The 14628-nt window shown below is 56.4% G+C and carries 14 protein-coding genes; 3 read left to right on the forward strand and 11 right to left on the reverse strand.

The genetic code is table 11. The features are described 5' to 3' along the window. Positions 1 to 52: 52 nt before the first annotated feature. Positions 53 to 1252: a hypothetical protein gene (locus KW835_RS16305; protein WP_218384187.1), complete on the reverse strand. Its 1200-nt coding sequence runs from the start codon at positions 1250 to 1252 to the stop codon at positions 53 to 55. 490 nt (positions 1253 to 1742) lie between these two features. Here KW835_RS16305 and KW835_RS16310 point away from each other — a divergent pair, with 490 nt between their 5' ends. After that, complete coding sequence (locus KW835_RS16310; protein ID WP_255593584.1) at positions 1743 to 2936, forward strand: hypothetical protein; 1194 nt, start codon at positions 1743 to 1745, stop codon at positions 2934 to 2936. Positions 2937 to 2971: 35 nt separating this feature from the next. On the opposite strand, the gene KW835_RS16315 is transcribed toward KW835_RS16310, so the two are convergent. The 10 genes from KW835_RS16315 to KW835_RS16360 form a co-directional block, all read right to left on the reverse strand. Beyond that, positions 2972 to 3424 (reverse strand): helix-turn-helix transcriptional regulator, encoded by a 453-nt coding sequence (locus tag KW835_RS16315; protein ID WP_218384189.1) that lies wholly within the window; start codon positions 3422 to 3424, stop codon positions 2972 to 2974. Positions 3425 to 3575: 151 nt separating this feature from the next. Next, on the reverse strand, positions 3576 to 3887 hold the full coding sequence (locus KW835_RS16320; protein WP_056057356.1) for an HU family DNA-binding protein: 312 nt from the start codon (positions 3885 to 3887) through the stop codon (positions 3576 to 3578). 70 nt (positions 3888 to 3957) lie between these two features. After that, the gene (locus tag KW835_RS16325) at positions 3958 to 4731 is read right to left on the reverse strand and encodes a DNA/RNA non-specific endonuclease (protein ID WP_218384190.1); all 774 of its coding nucleotides are present in this window, start codon (positions 4729 to 4731) and stop codon (positions 3958 to 3960) included. Between the two features lie 306 nt (positions 4732 to 5037). Beyond that, on the reverse strand, positions 5038 to 5331 hold the full coding sequence (locus KW835_RS16330) for a DUF4148 domain-containing protein (RefSeq protein ID WP_094291007.1): 294 nt from the start codon (positions 5329 to 5331) through the stop codon (positions 5038 to 5040). 625 nt (positions 5332 to 5956) lie between these two features. Continuing rightward, a complete protein-coding gene (locus KW835_RS16335) occupies positions 5957 to 7309 on the reverse strand; it encodes a hypothetical protein (protein ID WP_218384191.1) in 1353 nt (450 codons plus the stop codon). Positions 7310 to 7776: 467 nt separating this feature from the next. Further along, positions 7777 to 8514 (reverse strand): TniQ family protein, encoded by a 738-nt coding sequence (locus tag KW835_RS16340; protein WP_218384193.1) that lies wholly within the window; start codon positions 8512 to 8514, stop codon positions 7777 to 7779. Beyond that, positions 8514 to 9554, reverse strand: a complete 1041-nt coding sequence (locus KW835_RS16345) for a TniB family NTP-binding protein (RefSeq protein ID WP_218384194.1) — start codon at positions 9552 to 9554, stop codon at positions 8514 to 8516. Before KW835_RS16345 ends, KW835_RS16340 begins: the two co-directional genes overlap by 1 nt. Further along, positions 9551 to 11542, reverse strand: coding sequence for a DDE-type integrase/transposase/recombinase (locus KW835_RS16350; RefSeq protein ID WP_218384196.1), 1992 nt, complete (start codon positions 11540 to 11542; stop codon positions 9551 to 9553). Before KW835_RS16350 ends, KW835_RS16345 begins: the two co-directional genes overlap by 4 nt. Continuing rightward, positions 11523 to 12170, reverse strand: a complete 648-nt coding sequence (locus tag KW835_RS16355) for a TnsA endonuclease N-terminal domain-containing protein (protein ID WP_218384197.1) — start codon at positions 12168 to 12170, stop codon at positions 11523 to 11525. Before KW835_RS16355 ends, KW835_RS16350 begins: the two co-directional genes overlap by 20 nt. Positions 12171 to 12666: 496 nt before the next feature. Next, positions 12667 to 12945 carry a DNA-binding protein gene (locus KW835_RS16360; RefSeq protein WP_218384201.1) on the reverse strand — a complete coding sequence of 93 codons (279 nt, stop codon included), beginning with the start codon at positions 12943 to 12945 and terminating at the stop codon, positions 12667 to 12669. Between KW835_RS16360 and KW835_RS16365 the strand changes: the two genes are divergently transcribed. Together KW835_RS16365 and KW835_RS16370 are read left to right on the forward strand one after the other, a co-directional pair. After that, a complete protein-coding gene (locus KW835_RS16365) occupies positions 12944 to 13447 on the forward strand; it encodes a helix-turn-helix domain-containing protein (protein WP_218384203.1) in 504 nt (167 codons plus the stop codon). The genes KW835_RS16360 and KW835_RS16365 overlap by 2 nt on opposite strands. A 2-nt stretch (positions 13448 to 13449) precedes the next feature. After that, positions 13450 to 14085, forward strand: a complete 636-nt coding sequence (locus KW835_RS16370; protein WP_218384205.1) for a hypothetical protein — start codon at positions 13450 to 13452, stop codon at positions 14083 to 14085. The last annotated feature ends 543 nt before the right edge of the window (positions 14086 to 14628 follow it).

Genomic DNA, 14628 nt, shown 5'->3' on the forward strand with positions numbered 1-14628 from the left:
ACTAGTTGTGAAATTACTAACGCCTAGGGTATCGCGGACGATGGCCCACTCGCTACGCATCGCGCTCAGTCCTTGGGAAATCAAGGGATTCAGTTGTAGCGGTAGAGAAAGGCGTGGTTAATTTCGCGACGAAGCCCTCAACATCTTTCAGGCCGTTGTTTCGAAACTTCAGTTCTGGCACCCAACCAAATTGAGCGTGCGGCACCCAAACAAAGTCCTCAAGCTCCAACAACGTATGCCATTCGTGCAACTCAGGCCATTTTGGATCTTTGTACGTTCCGCAGAGCAAGTAAGTTTGACCGTCCCTCGCTAAGCGGTAAACATCCGCGACCAAAGAATCGGCGTGGGAATGCGTGCAAAGTGCGTTGTGGAGGTGGGCCATAGCTGCAGTCAACGCCGCATTGGGCCGATCCTTGAGATTTTCTGGATCTATGAGGCCGTGCATCAAGTCATTGCGTAGCTTGTTTATTAGTTTCCAGTCCGCAACGCGGCTCTTCTCAGCAGTAGTAGCTTCCAGCGAATTCAGCACAAACGCCCTCACGCCTACTAGTGAGGTCTTCTTCCTGACATAGCTGTGACCGCACGCCTCGCACTTTCCGGCCACTTCTTCTGTTCCGGGGGTCAGCCCCACCGCTTTGGCGAGGGGGGGTTCCAGCGTCTCAAGCCCAATGTAGGCCTCTTGAAAGGCTGCCGCGTCATCCAGGTTACCAATCGCCTCACGGTACTGAAGCGCAGCTCGCCTGAGCCGATGCCCATCTTCGAGACCATCCCAATGCGCGAGGATGCGCTTAACGAAATCAACTTTCTCCTCGGTGATAGGTTCGCCCCAATGGGATATCGGAAGCCGCCTAAAAATGTAGAAATCGCATTCGTCGGCTGCTTCAGTGATGCGAGCAACCTGCAACGGCTCCGTGGCCCGGAAAGTTGAGCCTGTAACCAGTGCCAGCGCAGATAGGAAGTCCTCAAGAAGCGACATGCCTAGCTGGGCGGCCACTAGCATGTCCTCTTCTGTCGATGAGAACTGTATAGCCAGAAGTGACCCACCCGACTGACGCTGTACCGCCGGATCGTCTGATTCACTGCGAATGGAGATCGTGCATTCGGTCCTCTGTACCTTCATCGGGCCCAGCGTTTGCGGGGACATTTGAACGGAAAGCGATTGCAACCCTAGCACCCGGTAAAGATAGATGACTGCCTGCCTCTTAGCTTTCACTTTCGGTCCAGAGCCGGTTTTCTTAGATTTTTTTGCCACTAGTTAGACTTCATTCGAGATAATGGAAGCTGCATATCAAGTTCGCATTATTGTTCTCCGGGTTGGTCCGTATGACCGACGCTCCTGTGCGGCTATTGCCCATCGTCTAAATACTAGTTGATCGAAGTTGATGTGGAGTGCGCCCGAGACGAACAGATGGCAGCTCCTGGGCTAAGTCGTCACCGAAACGTGCGTCCGGAAAGATGCGACGTGAGCCTGTTGTTACGCCACAGATGGTTGCTCAGGGCGGTACACAGCAAGCCACGCAGTCGAGTTGCCGGTTCCGAGGGTGAATCGGCAATTCAGGACAAGCGGCGTGTAACGACCAGAATTGGCGGTTGCCGCCGTTCAAACACTAGGCCGTGAATGAATGAGATCAGCCTGAAGCATTAAGAGCCTCTAAGACGCTCCTTACCATCACAAAGTCGCCATGCACATTTTTAGTTGCCTAAAACTGTCCTCCATCTAGAGTGCGGTCGTAGGAGGGGATATGCATACCGCCATCGACAAGCCAGCCGTTCATCGTCACGAGTCATCGCTTTCAGTGCGCTCTGTTGCGCGTCAAGTCGCAATGGTCACGAGCGCTCTGGCTCTTTCCAGCGCAGCCATGGCCTTCCAGATCGCCCCTATGGGCTCAGCCTTCGAATCCAAGATGACCAACGAAACAGAAAACTCGCTGGCGACAGTGGCTGGAAGACTCGGCGTTCTGATCAAAGGCCGCGTCCACGAAGAGATCACCCAGATCGGCATGGGTTGTCCGATAGAACCGGGTACCCTGGCTCAAGATGTGAGCTGCAGCTTTCGGGATCTTCCCTTTGCCACGCCCTACGTCATCTACGGTGTGCGTTGGAACGATCTACCCCCGTTCAAGCTTTCACCCGACGAGGGCAACTGCACCTACCTGGGCAAGTCCTGCCTCGTGTCCCAGACCATACGGTTCTCCACGCAGCCGCTTTGTTGGTACTGCCTCTTCAAGGATGCAGAGAAGAAGGCACAGACCCAACCGATCGTTGGGTGCAGCAAGACCAAGGGCAGTCTTCACGGCAACGTGATGACCCGCTCGCACTTCGGCGACTTGCAGTTCCTGCACGCCATGGCCAGTGAGGAGGGGGTACACCCTGGCGCGACGCGCGCCAAAGTGCTGGACTGGCTGGAGTTCGCTTGGAAAGTGTCCTCGCGCGAAATCAAGTCCGACACCTTTCTTCGAGACATCGAAAACGCGACACTGAAGGAGCACTTCGGATGCACACAGTGGCGGGTCTCGGACCTCTACATCCTGGGGCGTCAGGACAAGCTGCTCCCGTACTTGCACCATGTGGCGTTCGGATCTGTGCTCCACACAGTCCAGGACTCGTTTGCCGGAGCCCATGCCTCGCGGGAGAACTCACCTCCAGGTGGCATGTGCCAGGACACTGGCCTGGCCCAGCCCAGGCGGATCGTTGAATTCCATACCTATGGCGCGCAGGACGGAAGCCTGCACGACGAACAAGATAGCCGGGAAGCCATGACGCGCGTGAGCGCTGCAGACAGGTGGCCCGATGCCGTGGAGGCCACGCGCAATCTGTCGCGCTTCTATGAAGACCGCGCCCGTTGGAGCGAAGTCCAGCCCTATATGCAGTGCCTGTTCGAACTGGCGGACGAGCGCAATGACTCGTCACCGGGAGAGCAGTACCGTCGCCACTGAGCGAATGGTGGGGGAAACCGTCCCACCATTCATCGTCACTGCGGATGGAGCAGTGCCAGCGCCTTGCGCTTGCCCAGTTTGAGCACTTCGGCAATGCGCTCCAGTTGCGCGGCCCGGGGATGAACATGGCCCGTCTCCCACTTGTAGACGGACAGCGAGGAAGCACCCAACAGTTGGGCCATCTGCTTCTGTGTGATGCCAAGTGCCGCGCGTTTCTCGATCAACACCTTTGCATCGAACTGGATCTGCTTTGACTTCTTGGGAGTGGCGTCTTCTGTTGCGGCCTTGGCTTTGGGTGCATCCGTTGCTTTGACCTGCCGTTGAGTGGCCTTGAGCTGGGAGGTCAGCGCCTTGACCTCACGCTTCAAAGCGGCAATCTCGGAGCGATGGCCGGTGATGGCCTTGCGCATACCCTGAAGTTCAGGTTTGAGCTCCTTGCGCGCCATGCGAACGACTTCAGCGCGAAAGGCATTAGAAAATGTATTCATATGCCCGATGGTAACTTTGACCACTTAAAGCGCACTTATGGGCTGGTGCACAGCCGGTGTCGCAATCCTTCTGCGCCCCCTCAAAAAACAAAAACCGCCAGAGGCCTAAGCCCATGGCGGTTTGTTCCGGTGGAGATCGAACGAGCGGTACTTACTTCCCAGCCTTGTCAGCCTTGCGCTTGGCCGCCTTGGGATCCACCACAGCCTTGAACTTCGCACCCGCCACAAACTTTGGCACCGTGCTCGCTGGAATCTTCAGCGCAGCACCGGTCGATGGGTTCTTGCCCGTGCGTGCCGCACGCTTGGCGGACTTGAAGGTGCCGAATCCCACCAGCTGCACGGCATCGCCCTTCTTGACGGCGGTCTGGATGGTATCGATCAGCGTTTCCAGCACTGCATTGGCAGCGGTCTTGGACAGGTCATTCTTGGAAGCCAGGATTTCAACGAGTTCTGCGCGGTTCATGGATGCTCACGAGTAGAGGTTGGAAAGGATCGATTTATAACCCTGCCGCTGACACGGTCCTTGCTGCGACTCAATGTTGCAGTGCAGTTTTTGGCAAAAACTCCACGCCCGTGCGCTTCACCAGTTCCTGGTAGCTGATCGGCCGACCCACCGTCTCCCCCTCGCGGTTCTCCTGCCAGTGCGCCCAAGCCTTGTTGGTCGTGGCGTCGTACACGAGCTTGTACAGGTAGGTCGGCGCCTTCACCCCGTTGGCTCCAATGCGTGGCCCCGCATCGGTGAACACTGGCCCGGTGATCACAAACACATCCCCCTTGGCCCGCTTCACATAGTGCCGCGTGTCCTGCTCGATCTTGTTCCAGGCACCTCCGTTGTGCTGGGCATTCTGCGGAACCATGTTTGCCAGACTGAAGCTCTGGGCCATGGAAGTGGGCGTGGCCATATCTCCCGCAGGCGCCATATGCCCTCGGGAGTAACCTGAGTTCTTGTAGTCCTCCAGTTCGGCACGCTCGCCACTTGGGAGTCGTGCATCTGCAAAGAAGCGCTTGGCCCGCTTCTCGTCGGCATCCTCGATGAGCCTGCGGTTCAGGCGCTGGGCCACAAACACCGGTGTCTTGGTCGTCCCGGAGTGCAGTACCGCAAACGCTTCATAGCAAAGCTCGCGCAGCTGCGGCCGGGGCGTGATGGCGGGTGGTGTGCCGTTCGCAAAGAACTGCGGGCACTGTGCAAAGGACGTGGGCTCGGGCGTGAGCAGCGCCGCACTGTCGAACTGCGGAAACCGCGCCCAGGAAAGATTCGGGAGAGCAGCGCCGGCAAGAGTCAGGGCCAGCACAGCCGGCAGGCGCACACTGCCTGGCCATGAGAGGAAACGATTCACAGAAGAGGCATTCGAGTCGAATTTGACGGAGCCCGATTGGAGCACCGTTCACCTCTCACTTCTGGCCCGAATGCTCAGATCCCGCAGGGTTTTACAGCTGCTTGCAGGTGGGCAGCTCGAAAACAAAAAGGGCTCCCAAAGGGAGCCCGATCTGCCTGCCCGCCCCTGCGGTTCAGTTAACACTCCCCATGGCAGCAGCACCCGCAAATGCAAAGTGCCACCACCATGGGAAGTCCCGCAACTGCTTCAATCCAACTCAAGCAGTTGGTCTGCCAATTACATGGCGCTGAATTCGCCGTGGGGGATCTGGCCGGTACGCACGGCTTCGGCAGCCTGGGCACGCACAGCAGCGCGGTCAGCGTTGGACTTGTAGGTCACCACACGCGAGCCTGCGGGTTCCATGCTGTGGGTCTTGGCTTCCACTACGGCTTCGGCTTGCACTTCAGCGCGGGTGCGGTTCGTGTCGAACTTCAGGGCAAATTGCGAGCCATCGGCTTCGTCTGCATGGGCGCCAAACGAGGCGAAAGCAGCAACAGCGGCGATGGAGAGGAAACGAGCGGTCTTGTTCATGATGAAAATCCTTGAAAGTTAAAAAAGCGTCTCAAAAAAGCCGGGTCAAAAACCATTCCTGAACCGGGTTCGGTGAGTCGCCTTGCGGGTTCGGCTCATCGATGGGATGAACTGTACGCCGATAGTGTTCAGGGAAAAACCACTCAGTCGCAAACTAACTGTTCCAGTATTGAAAACAATTCCTCGGAGCTTTCCTACGCTTTGTTCGCCGCCTACAAAGCCAGTAGTTTGTCGGCCCCGCCGCTCCGCAGAAGTCGCTTCGGCTTGACCATCCTGCGGCAGGGTCACACCACGCCGCCGTGTTTGAGAGCAACCAGAAGCTCCTTGACCCGCTTCGCACCGTACCAGGACTGCGCCACTCCAATGGAGTCTCACCTTCCAGCATTGCGAACCCACGGCGCAACCAGGCTGAGGCGGCAGCGGGCGATTCAAAGGTGTCCTCTGCCTAGCGTTGGAGCTGCAGAAATCGCAGTACGCATTCTGCGGAGTGCAATTGACAAAAGGGTGCAGGTTAATAGCAGTGCTCAGTGTGAAGCATTCCATCGAAGTCCAAAAAGTGATGGGCGTGAGTTGTCCTATTTCGTTTGTCAATGCAGTTCGTCGCATTGGTGGATTGGCTACGTCACTACCAAGGGTTAGGTTTTGCCCCGCTCCCTGTAGCAATCCATGGGACCGTCTCCAGGTCTTTCCGCAAGTAGACGGTCTGTCTACAGTTCCCCAGCGCAGGTCCTGCAATCGGTTCGATGGCGTCATCGGTAAGTGCCTTGATCAACGCACGAGAGGAACGGCCCAATGACTTGGCCACATTGGCGACCAACACGTGGTCAGTGTGAAATTTTTCAAGCGACCTTGTGCTTACGCCTTGGGCCTGCCGACGACCGCAGGTATATATCTCGACCTCTAGGAGGCCGAGGTTCACCAGTGCATATGCCACCTCCTGCTTCACACCCAGTCGGACAGCGACATCGGGGATAGGCAAGATGTTGCTCCGCTGGCCTCCATACCTTTCGATGAGGTGATCGCGATGGAACAAAAGCCCTGCCAACCCAACAGAGTTGGTGTGTCGGCCGACAGGCTGGAAATCCCGGACTTCGACGTCCGTTAGCAAAACGCAGAGTCGCTGCTCATCCAGGGGGCCGTAGCGCAGCAGTTGATCCAAAGAAATTGTCCAGGTAGGAACTGTGTCGTGCGCGGCCAATTCACCGAGCATTTCTGTCCACTTGTGAACCCAATCCCTTGGAATGAGCCAAGGAGTGCCATGCAAGGTTGACTTCTTGGCACCAGCACAGAGAAACGGCAATAGCCTGCTCAACCGTTGCCGCTTTACTCCTAAAACCGAGGATGCTTCCGCCAAGCAGACATCGTCGGTACTGGCACTGATCAAGGTGTGGATATCTGCCTGACGAATCATCACAAACTCGCGTCCTGACGGCGTGGTTCGCCGCGCAGAATGAAGCTCGTTCTGATCTATCAGGCCCGAAATCTGCCGCTTGGATAGACCAGTCTGAGTAGCGGCCGCTGAGATCGGCACCCAGTTCAACCTTGACCACAGTGAGTCAGGCATCCGAAGGTTTCTTCGGCCCATTGCGCCCGACCAATGACTAGCGATGTAGTCCTCGAATGCCGCGCGCACCCAGTTGAACTCCGGATCTTTGAAGGTCCCGTAAAGTGCGCGGTAGAACCCACCAAAAACGCCTGGCAATCGCCCCGAGTTCACGTGACCTGCGGCCAATTTGCTCTGGCGCTCCAGCATGTGGTGAAGCCCTGCTGGCCAGGTCGCCAGCATCTCGGCCGCGACAGTGCTTACCGTCCAGGAGACATCGAGAGCTTCTGCTGTAGCTATCTTCTGCGGTGCCCGCGCATGTTGGGGAGAGCCGTAAACGCCAAGCAATCGGACCAACCGGCTGCATTGCTGTGGGGACAGCCGCTTGAGCTCCGGCATTTCCGTTTCCGGAAGGCCTAGTACCAGCTGTTCCATGGATTGACTCAAACGAACAACTGCTTGGGGCGCGGCACTCGATGGAGCGTTACAGAGATTGGCGTTGCATCGGCAACGTGTCATGGATGGCCGATGCCACGTACCTGGGATGCCGCATTGGTGGCAAACGTCCACGAGCCAACTTCCGCAGGTGGTGCACGCATCTGCAAAAAGCAGCTCCCAGCCTACACGCCCAAAGCCGTGATCGCCGAGGCATCGCGGACACCAGCGGGCTCTGCGATGGAGCCACACAGCTTTGTCTGCTTGCAGACAAAGCCAACGCAGACAGAGCTGCGTGGCGGTTGGGTCAAACTCGACTCCGAACATGTCCTCATTCTCAATCGCACTGAACGGCAACATGTTCGAATCACCCAGCCTCATCCTATAGCTGCTCGGGCCCTCGGCCTCTAGCGGGAGTGGTCGCAACAGTAGGCTGATCATAAGTTGCCTTCTCGCACGCTGGTCGGTCAGGTCATAGCACGAAGATTGCTGAGCTCGGCATGGTCCGTGCTCCTGTAGAAATCGGGTATCGCTCCGTCCTCATAGTTGCTTGCGTAGTAATAACCCGCCCGGATCACATCGGCCATTTCCAAAAGCTTGAATAGGCGAATTGGGGGATCAATAAATCCATCCGATGCCGCGCGATGGATCCTGTTGATAGATTCACGGAACGAAATCCCGACCTGCACGGACCACCTCGTTTCCCAACTCAGCGCGCCTTGCGTTGCTATGTCGGCGAGCGATCGGCCGCAGAAGCAGTGCAAGAGCTCTGTTCGATCCCAAGAAAGCTTGCGTTTGCACTGATCGCATTTCTCCAAAAGACGCACGCCGTGCTTTTCACACGCGATGTATGACTTCAGTTCCCATTCACCTCGAGACCAAGGCTCCTCGGATAGACAGTGTGGGCACACGTTGCGGCTACTTGTGCGCATCTCAGACAAAGGTAGCTGGTCCTCTCCGAGGTAGAAGAGAGACGCTTTGCCACTGGTCGTCGGCTCCGGGGTCAATCGACCACGGAGCTTCTGGCTTAGCTCATAGTCTCGGTTTTCAACGAGACTCACAAACCACTGCGCGAGTGCAATCGCATTGCCAACGTACAGACGTGGATATGCATTCGCTAACGCCGCCTTATACATGTAGGCGCGTAGGCTTTCTGTTGCTTCCAATGGTGGTGTCAGCAACAGGTTGGGGAGGCTGCTCTCCATTACTTATTCCGCTTTCCGGAGCCTGACGCAGTCCTTGCGCGATGGCTTAGTGTGTAGGCAGTGGGGTCGTCCCAGATAAAGAATGGCTCGTTTGCCTGATCTAACCGTCGAGGTGTGATGGTCGGATTGAAGGGATTGAGTGCGTCGGGAACATCTGCCCAGATCTGGACCTTGAATGCTTGTTGCAGAGCGTTGTAGTCCACGGTGGGGGCTGGATCACCAGCCGATGCAACCACCAGTTGATCAATGATCTTGACCACGTAGTCGATCAAGCCGTTGGTGGCGAAGTGAAAGCGCATTGCCACATCAGAATCACTCAAATCCAATCCCTTTTGATAGGGCATGAGTGACTGCAGGTGCTGGAGAACGCTTCTGAAGGTGAGTTGTTCCTCGGCGGTAGTGAATCCGAACTCCGCAAGATGTATTGGGGAAGAGAAGCGACGCCTGAGTTGTTCGTTGGAGTTGAGTGCAGAGATTGCCCTCGGCAAGCCAAAGAGCACAACAGGTACACCGCATTCGTTGATGAGGTTTTTTAGCCAGTCAGTCACCCGTCGGTATTCAGTGCTCTTGCTGTCGCAGAAGTGATGGAACTCATCAATCAGGAACAGCTGAATCTCGCACTCTTTCACGAAATGGATGATGCGCTGGGTTTTCACTGCGGCGGAGCCACGTGCAGCAGCTGTGTCGCCCAGTGCTACAAGCACCGCTTCCGTGAACGAACGCACCGTGGGCGACTCGGGCGCCACCACCCGCAGCACGGGGATGATCGTTTTCCGAGGAGTGAGTTGGCGTGGGAACTGTTGCAGGTAGTACCGAAGGACAGTTGACTTCCCGCTACCGCTTTGCCCGTAGATCAGCAGCCCCCCAGGGACTTTGGCAAGCGTCCATCTTTCATGCTCTTGAGCGATAGATCGCACAACCTTCGTAAAGCTGCCGTGTTCAATAATGCGATCGCGCACCGTGAACATGTAGTGGGTCTGGTCCTCCGGGTTTGCATTGTTTGCAAGGCCAAGCATGCGGAGTTTTTCAAATTTGCTCATGCCATCTCCAGGCTTTGGGTACTGATGTTGAATTTAGGTAGCAACGTGGACTGCGCCAGGACTGGAAGCGGTGGAGCTTTCTCCAGTATCAGAGGCTGGAGCGCCTGATCCATGGCCTCGCTCGCACGGGCTGCGGTTGCGGCATCGCTGTCCTGCATTGAGAAGGCTGCAGCTTTTTTGCGATTGGCAGTCTTGTGACTGCGCAGCGCATCGGCGATCATTTGCTGGATCTCGGCCTTGGCTTCGCGCAGCTGCTGCTGGGTCCATTCGTCGCCAAAGCGTTTGATCACCTGTCGCCGCACGAGCAGGTGAGAGTGACGGTTCAGGCCTTCGCAATACTCTTGGTCATTCGCCGGAACACGGATGTACTCGTCCGTATCTGGCATGAGTACGTCGACAAACGAGACGTCGTGTTCATAGACCCGTATCAGAACCTTAAGCTTCTTGCGCGAGCGCTCAAGCAAAGAGGCAAGGACGTGCGAGTTGTACCGAATGTGATCATATTCAACTCCATAGTGAAAGACAGTCCGGTCCGCAATTTGGCCGACCATCAAGTCCAACTGCTTTGGATACGCCGGCAATTCGAAGGCTCGCTTCCCTTCGAGTTCTTGCCACACAAACAAAGGGGTTTTGCCCTGCAAGCCTTCATGAGGCGTGCAGTGGTAGACATCGACAATCCACTTGACGAGGACATGGGTTACGGTGTCGATGTCTAACGCTGCGGCTTTTTCGGATGGGTAATCTCGCCTTTCGTCCACACAGTTGAAAACGGTGCCTGGCATCTGGTGAAACAAGTTTTGGCTGAGCGTTCTGAAGATGCGCTCTACCGCGCCCTTCAATTGGGGGTGTGCTGCCGGGCAGTACTGGATTTCGATCCCTGCCTCCAACGCAAAGAGGTCTACGGCATTCGAGTGGAGCTCCATGCCGTTATCCACCACAATTTTTCCGGGCAGACCGCGTGCGGGCCAGACGTTCCTGATCCCCTTGATGGATGCGACTAGATCATCTTTTGGGCGGATTGCCATCCGCAGTGCATATAGAACTGAATATGCAGACGGTGCGTGAAAGCTGATGTAGAAGCCCATGATCATGCGGCTCTTCCGATCAATCACCAAGGTCAGCCACGGGCGACCCAAGACCATCCGTGTGATGCGGCAAACCACCAGCACATCTAAAGGTGTATGGTCGATCTCCCATCGTTCCAAAATGTCTTTGACTTTCAGTGCCCCCGTGACAATTCGGAGCTCCCGCTCTGTGTGAGCTCCGCCCTCACGCGCCCTGTCCACTACAGCTCTGTGCAAAGAGTTGAGCCATCGGTATATGGTGGACTTGGACGGTGGCTTGAGCTGTTGATCCGGCGGCAGGCTGCGGTTCATTCGGGCAAAGCGGTCTGCTACGCCCTCCGTCACTGCTTTGCCGGGCATCCGCTGCTTGTTCAAGAAGACTTCGTTGACCACTTCTTCGAAGACGCTGTATTGGACTGGGTCCGTCTTGAAATGGTTGCGGCAGCGGCGGTCCACTAATTTTGAAAAGCAACGGGTCGCCCGAAACGCAGTCCACCACCGCCAAAACGTGGACCAATTTGGGGGTGTCAGGTCGCCCTGCTCCAAGGCTATGACCTGTATAGCTTTGGTGAGGCGCTCCGGATCGCAAACAAAGCCCTTGGGCGCTTCCATCATGAGCTTCTGCGCTCGGTTCAGGTATTCGAGCCTTCGCTTTACCTCTGTTTGCTGCTCTGATTTGAGTGAACGAAGATCTTTGGGTGTTGCTAGGTAGATGAGCTCTTTAGTCGGTCCAAGTGACGTTTCGTCCACCTCCCAGGTCGCATCGGACCAGCGGCGATACACGTCTTGCTCCGTGAGGACTTCGATGTCGCCGGAGTCTTCGTGTTCGAACTGCAATTTGGAGGTAGCCGTACGCTTGAGAAGCGTCCAGATCTTCGTGCCCTGCAGGAATCGCAGGCCCTTTCTAAAGGAGAAACGCACCATCGCCGGCCTCCTTGTTCAGTGCGGTCCATACCTTGCTCTCTGGAGTGAGCTGCTGCTCAAGATTTGTCCGCAGCTGGCCGCGCGCGATGAGCGCACGGACCATCTGTTCGTCGCCCAAAAGTACCGATAGCTCCGCCGTTGTATAAAGCCGGTGGTTGCTCAGACCATTCACGACTGAATGCACGCTCGTGTCAATCCGGACGGCTCTCGTGGCCTTCCATAGCTCTTCTAGATTGGTGTGTAGCGGCTCCCGGCGAATTTGCTCCTCGCTGAGAATTCGATAGCTACGCCCTTGCTCGGCGAACCGAAGGGCGATCAGTTCGAGCTTTCGCTTGATCTTGGTGCGCGAAAGATCAACTTTGCGTTTCACTTCGATCCATGCCTCGCTTCCGTCGGCGAGGCGGAGCAAGAAGTCTGGATAGCAGATTCGGACTTTTCCGCATTCGTCGTAGTACGTCTCTTCGCTGGGCTGTTCCTGGTACCACGCAATGAGCGGGTGCAACTCGAACAGCAGCGCTGCATCTCGCTCAAGAGGCGTTTCCCAATGAACCTGCTTTTGCAGTTTTTTGCTGGGAAACTTTCCCCGGATGCCGCGCCCGCTGCGGGTTATGACTTTTCTTGCTCTCATGTTTTTCTTTGAGGAATGGTCGGGCCTGCCCCCGTAAAAAGTGAGGGGCAAATGCCGTTGAAATAAATGAACTGGACTGCGAACCGCCGCCTTTCGATGGTCGTAGGCAGGGGTCGCAGGGTGTCAGGTGACGGCGAAGGCCGTCTCAGGTCATTGGTTTGCAGTCATGTTTTCACTCCACTGCGCCGGAGGGGCGCGCACATAGCCACCGCCGCTGTGCGGCGGACGAAGTTGGGCTTTTGGGGGGAGTGGGAGAGCAGTACGTAGGCGCGAGCTGGCCCGCAGCGCTCGCGCTTGACAGCGCGTCTGTACGTTTAGACAATGCAGACAAGCAGAACCATTTGCTTGCACGTCAAAACGCCCCGCTACCGCGTCAACGGTTTCGGGGCGTTGTGCTTTCCCAGCTGGCAGTTACGGCGACATGCTGGGCTCCTTGAGAGAGATTGGTTGTATCTTCATTGCGGGGAAGGCAGCCTTGGGCTGCCGAGAAATGAATTTATGGCTGTTCGGACTGGCTGTCTGCCAAGTCGGTCATAGGTGGGGTGTGAGCAAACCGAAGTTCATCGGCATTGCCAAGCAGACCGGGTTTCAGACCCAGTAAAACTGCGATTTCGTGGCTTTGACCTCGGATGGCAGCCTTGCGTCCGGCAAGGATTTGATAGGTCAATTGGGCGGAAACGCCGTGCGCACGTGCCCACTCACTTACGCTGATCCCTCGTTTTTTGAACTCAGCACGGACGTCCTCAATAGTACAAACTGGTACGATCTGCTGCATGATGGTGCAAAAAACTGGTCTAAAAAATGAGTATGTTCAAAATAATGAACATCATAGCGACCTGGCCGGCCACGTCAACGCGCCTTCGTTTGGAAAGCGGTTGAGGGAAGAACGTGAGCGACTAGGTTTTAGTCAAGCGCAATTCGCGGAAGCGGGCGGAGTGGGGCGCACGACACAGCACACTTATGAGACCGACATCCGCAAACCAGATTTGTCATATCTGGAAAGGCTGCGCGGCATCGGTGTGGACTACCACTACTTGGTGCTCGGCTCGCGACAGGTCGCTCATGGCCGCGACACGTTGGCAGTCAGCTGCTCTGCGCTGATTAGTATTTACCGGATCGTGGATGAGTTCTGCGTGGATGAGGACGGTGTGGCGTTGCCACTGGAGATCCGAATTCGATTCTTTCAATTCTTATTTGCATCACTCAAGGACAAAAGCAGTCAGGACCAGAGCTTGGATTCATTGCGTAATGAGCTGCGCAGGCTGACGGGCACTTGATGATGGCTGTTGCTTCTAGATTGAAGGATGCGGCCAAGGGGTTTCTTAAAGCGCGTGATCGCTTTTGGTCCGGCGTCTGGTGGACAGAATGGCAGATTCGGCGCAATGAGAGAAAGCTGGCAGAGGCTTTGGAGGAGTTCGGTGAGGACTCAATGCCCGTGCGTCAGCTCACTGAGCGGCTTCGCAAGCTCGTAAAAGGCGCTAGGTACTGGAGACCTTCCGATCCTGTTGTCATTCGCGTCCTTGAGGCTGGCGAACGGGCCGGGGCATCCAGGTCTGACCTTCGCGTTCTGGCTCTGAACCGCGATGTCGTTCGCGTCAGCGACAAGGTGCAGGTTCGTCGAGGTTGGGGCTACACGCTTCTCGCGATGTCTGCTCTGGGGATTTTTCTGGCAATTTGGCTGATGCTGATGGCCCAAGTCGTCTCGTCACCTGCTAGGTGGGAGGTCAGGGCCGCCGTTGCTGGAGGGTTGACGTTCCTCTTTTGGCTGATCTGGCCCGGATGGGGCTTGTATACGACTCGTGCGCTTGACGCTGCAGCGAGCGCGGGCGAAACCATTGAGCGCCTTGGGGAGCAGCACAACGTCGAGAGTGCTACTGTCATTTCAATGCAAGAGCAGCGTCAGCATCAACGTTAGCTCTGCAGCGATTCTCACTAACGCGGTCTCTTCACAAACGGATGGTATAGATGAACACTGTCTGGTGATACGTGTCTTGCCCAATACAGTTCGGTTGCAACCAGGACGCAATGGATTGGTTGAGCGCGGTTACCGAATACGCCTGCCGCGTCTGGTAACCCGATCAAAGGTAAACACATGCTCCTGAGGTGACTCCACGCAACAGCCAAATAGCCGACGCCGTTCGTGTCCCTCCCCGTAACGCAACTCAACCGCTGCTGAGCATTCGGGACAAGTGGCGGTATACCGAACCAAACCGATAACGCGCTCGTCCCCCGCCCTAAAGCTTTCCAGTTGAGCGGGGGCTTCCCTCCAACTGACCAGCACCTCCGACGCCGGAGCGATTCGATCTAAAAGCAGCCACCAGCCATCGCGGATTGAATCGCCCCGGTTTTTGAGGAGGCTCAACACTCTGAGAGGATTGAGCCATGAAGAAGACGAACAAGTTCTCGCCCGAGGTGCGTGAGCGCGCGGTGAGGATGGTGCAGGAGCAGCGCGGGGAGT

It is taken from the genome of Acidovorax sp. sic0104 (assembly GCF_019219095.1).
Classification (GTDB): domain Bacteria; phylum Pseudomonadota; class Gammaproteobacteria; order Burkholderiales; family Burkholderiaceae_C; genus Acidovorax.

Excerpts from the sequence above, each read along its gene's own strand:
- KW835_RS16310 (WP_255593584.1), top strand. The coding sequence starts at position 1,743 with ATGCATACCGCCATCGACAAGCCAGCCGTTCATCGTCACGAGTCATCG.
- KW835_RS16350 (WP_218384196.1), bottom strand. The coding sequence starts at position 11,542 with ATGGTGCGTTTCTCCTTTAGAAAGGGCCTGCGATTCCTGCAGGGCACG.
- KW835_RS16345 (WP_218384194.1), bottom strand. The coding sequence starts at position 9,554 with ATGAGCAAATTTGAAAAACTCCGCATGCTTGGCCTTGCAAACAATGCA.
- KW835_RS16320 (WP_056057356.1), bottom strand. The coding sequence starts at position 3,887 with ATGAACCGCGCAGAACTCGTTGAAATCCTGGCTTCCAAGAATGACCTG.
- KW835_RS16315 (WP_218384189.1), bottom strand. The coding sequence starts at position 3,424 with ATGAATACATTTTCTAATGCCTTTCGCGCTGAAGTCGTTCGCATGGCG.
- KW835_RS16340 (WP_218384193.1), bottom strand. The coding sequence starts at position 8,514 with ATGGAGAGCAGCCTCCCCAACCTGTTGCTGACACCACCATTGGAAGCA.
- KW835_RS16365 (WP_218384203.1), top strand. The coding sequence starts at position 12,944 with ATGATGGTGCAAAAAACTGGTCTAAAAAATGAGTATGTTCAAAATAAT.
- KW835_RS16355 (WP_218384197.1), bottom strand. The coding sequence starts at position 12,170 with ATGAGAGCAAGAAAAGTCATAACCCGCAGCGGGCGCGGCATCCGGGGA.
- KW835_RS16330 (WP_094291007.1), bottom strand. The coding sequence starts at position 5,331 with ATGAACAAGACCGCTCGTTTCCTCTCCATCGCCGCTGTTGCTGCTTTC.
- KW835_RS16360 (WP_218384201.1), bottom strand. The coding sequence starts at position 12,945 with ATGCAGCAGATCGTACCAGTTTGTACTATTGAGGACGTCCGTGCTGAG.
- KW835_RS16335 (WP_218384191.1), bottom strand. The coding sequence starts at position 7,309 with ATGGAACAGCTGGTACTAGGCCTTCCGGAAACGGAAATGCCGGAGCTC.
- KW835_RS16370 (WP_218384205.1), top strand. The coding sequence starts at position 13,450 with ATGGCTGTTGCTTCTAGATTGAAGGATGCGGCCAAGGGGTTTCTTAAA.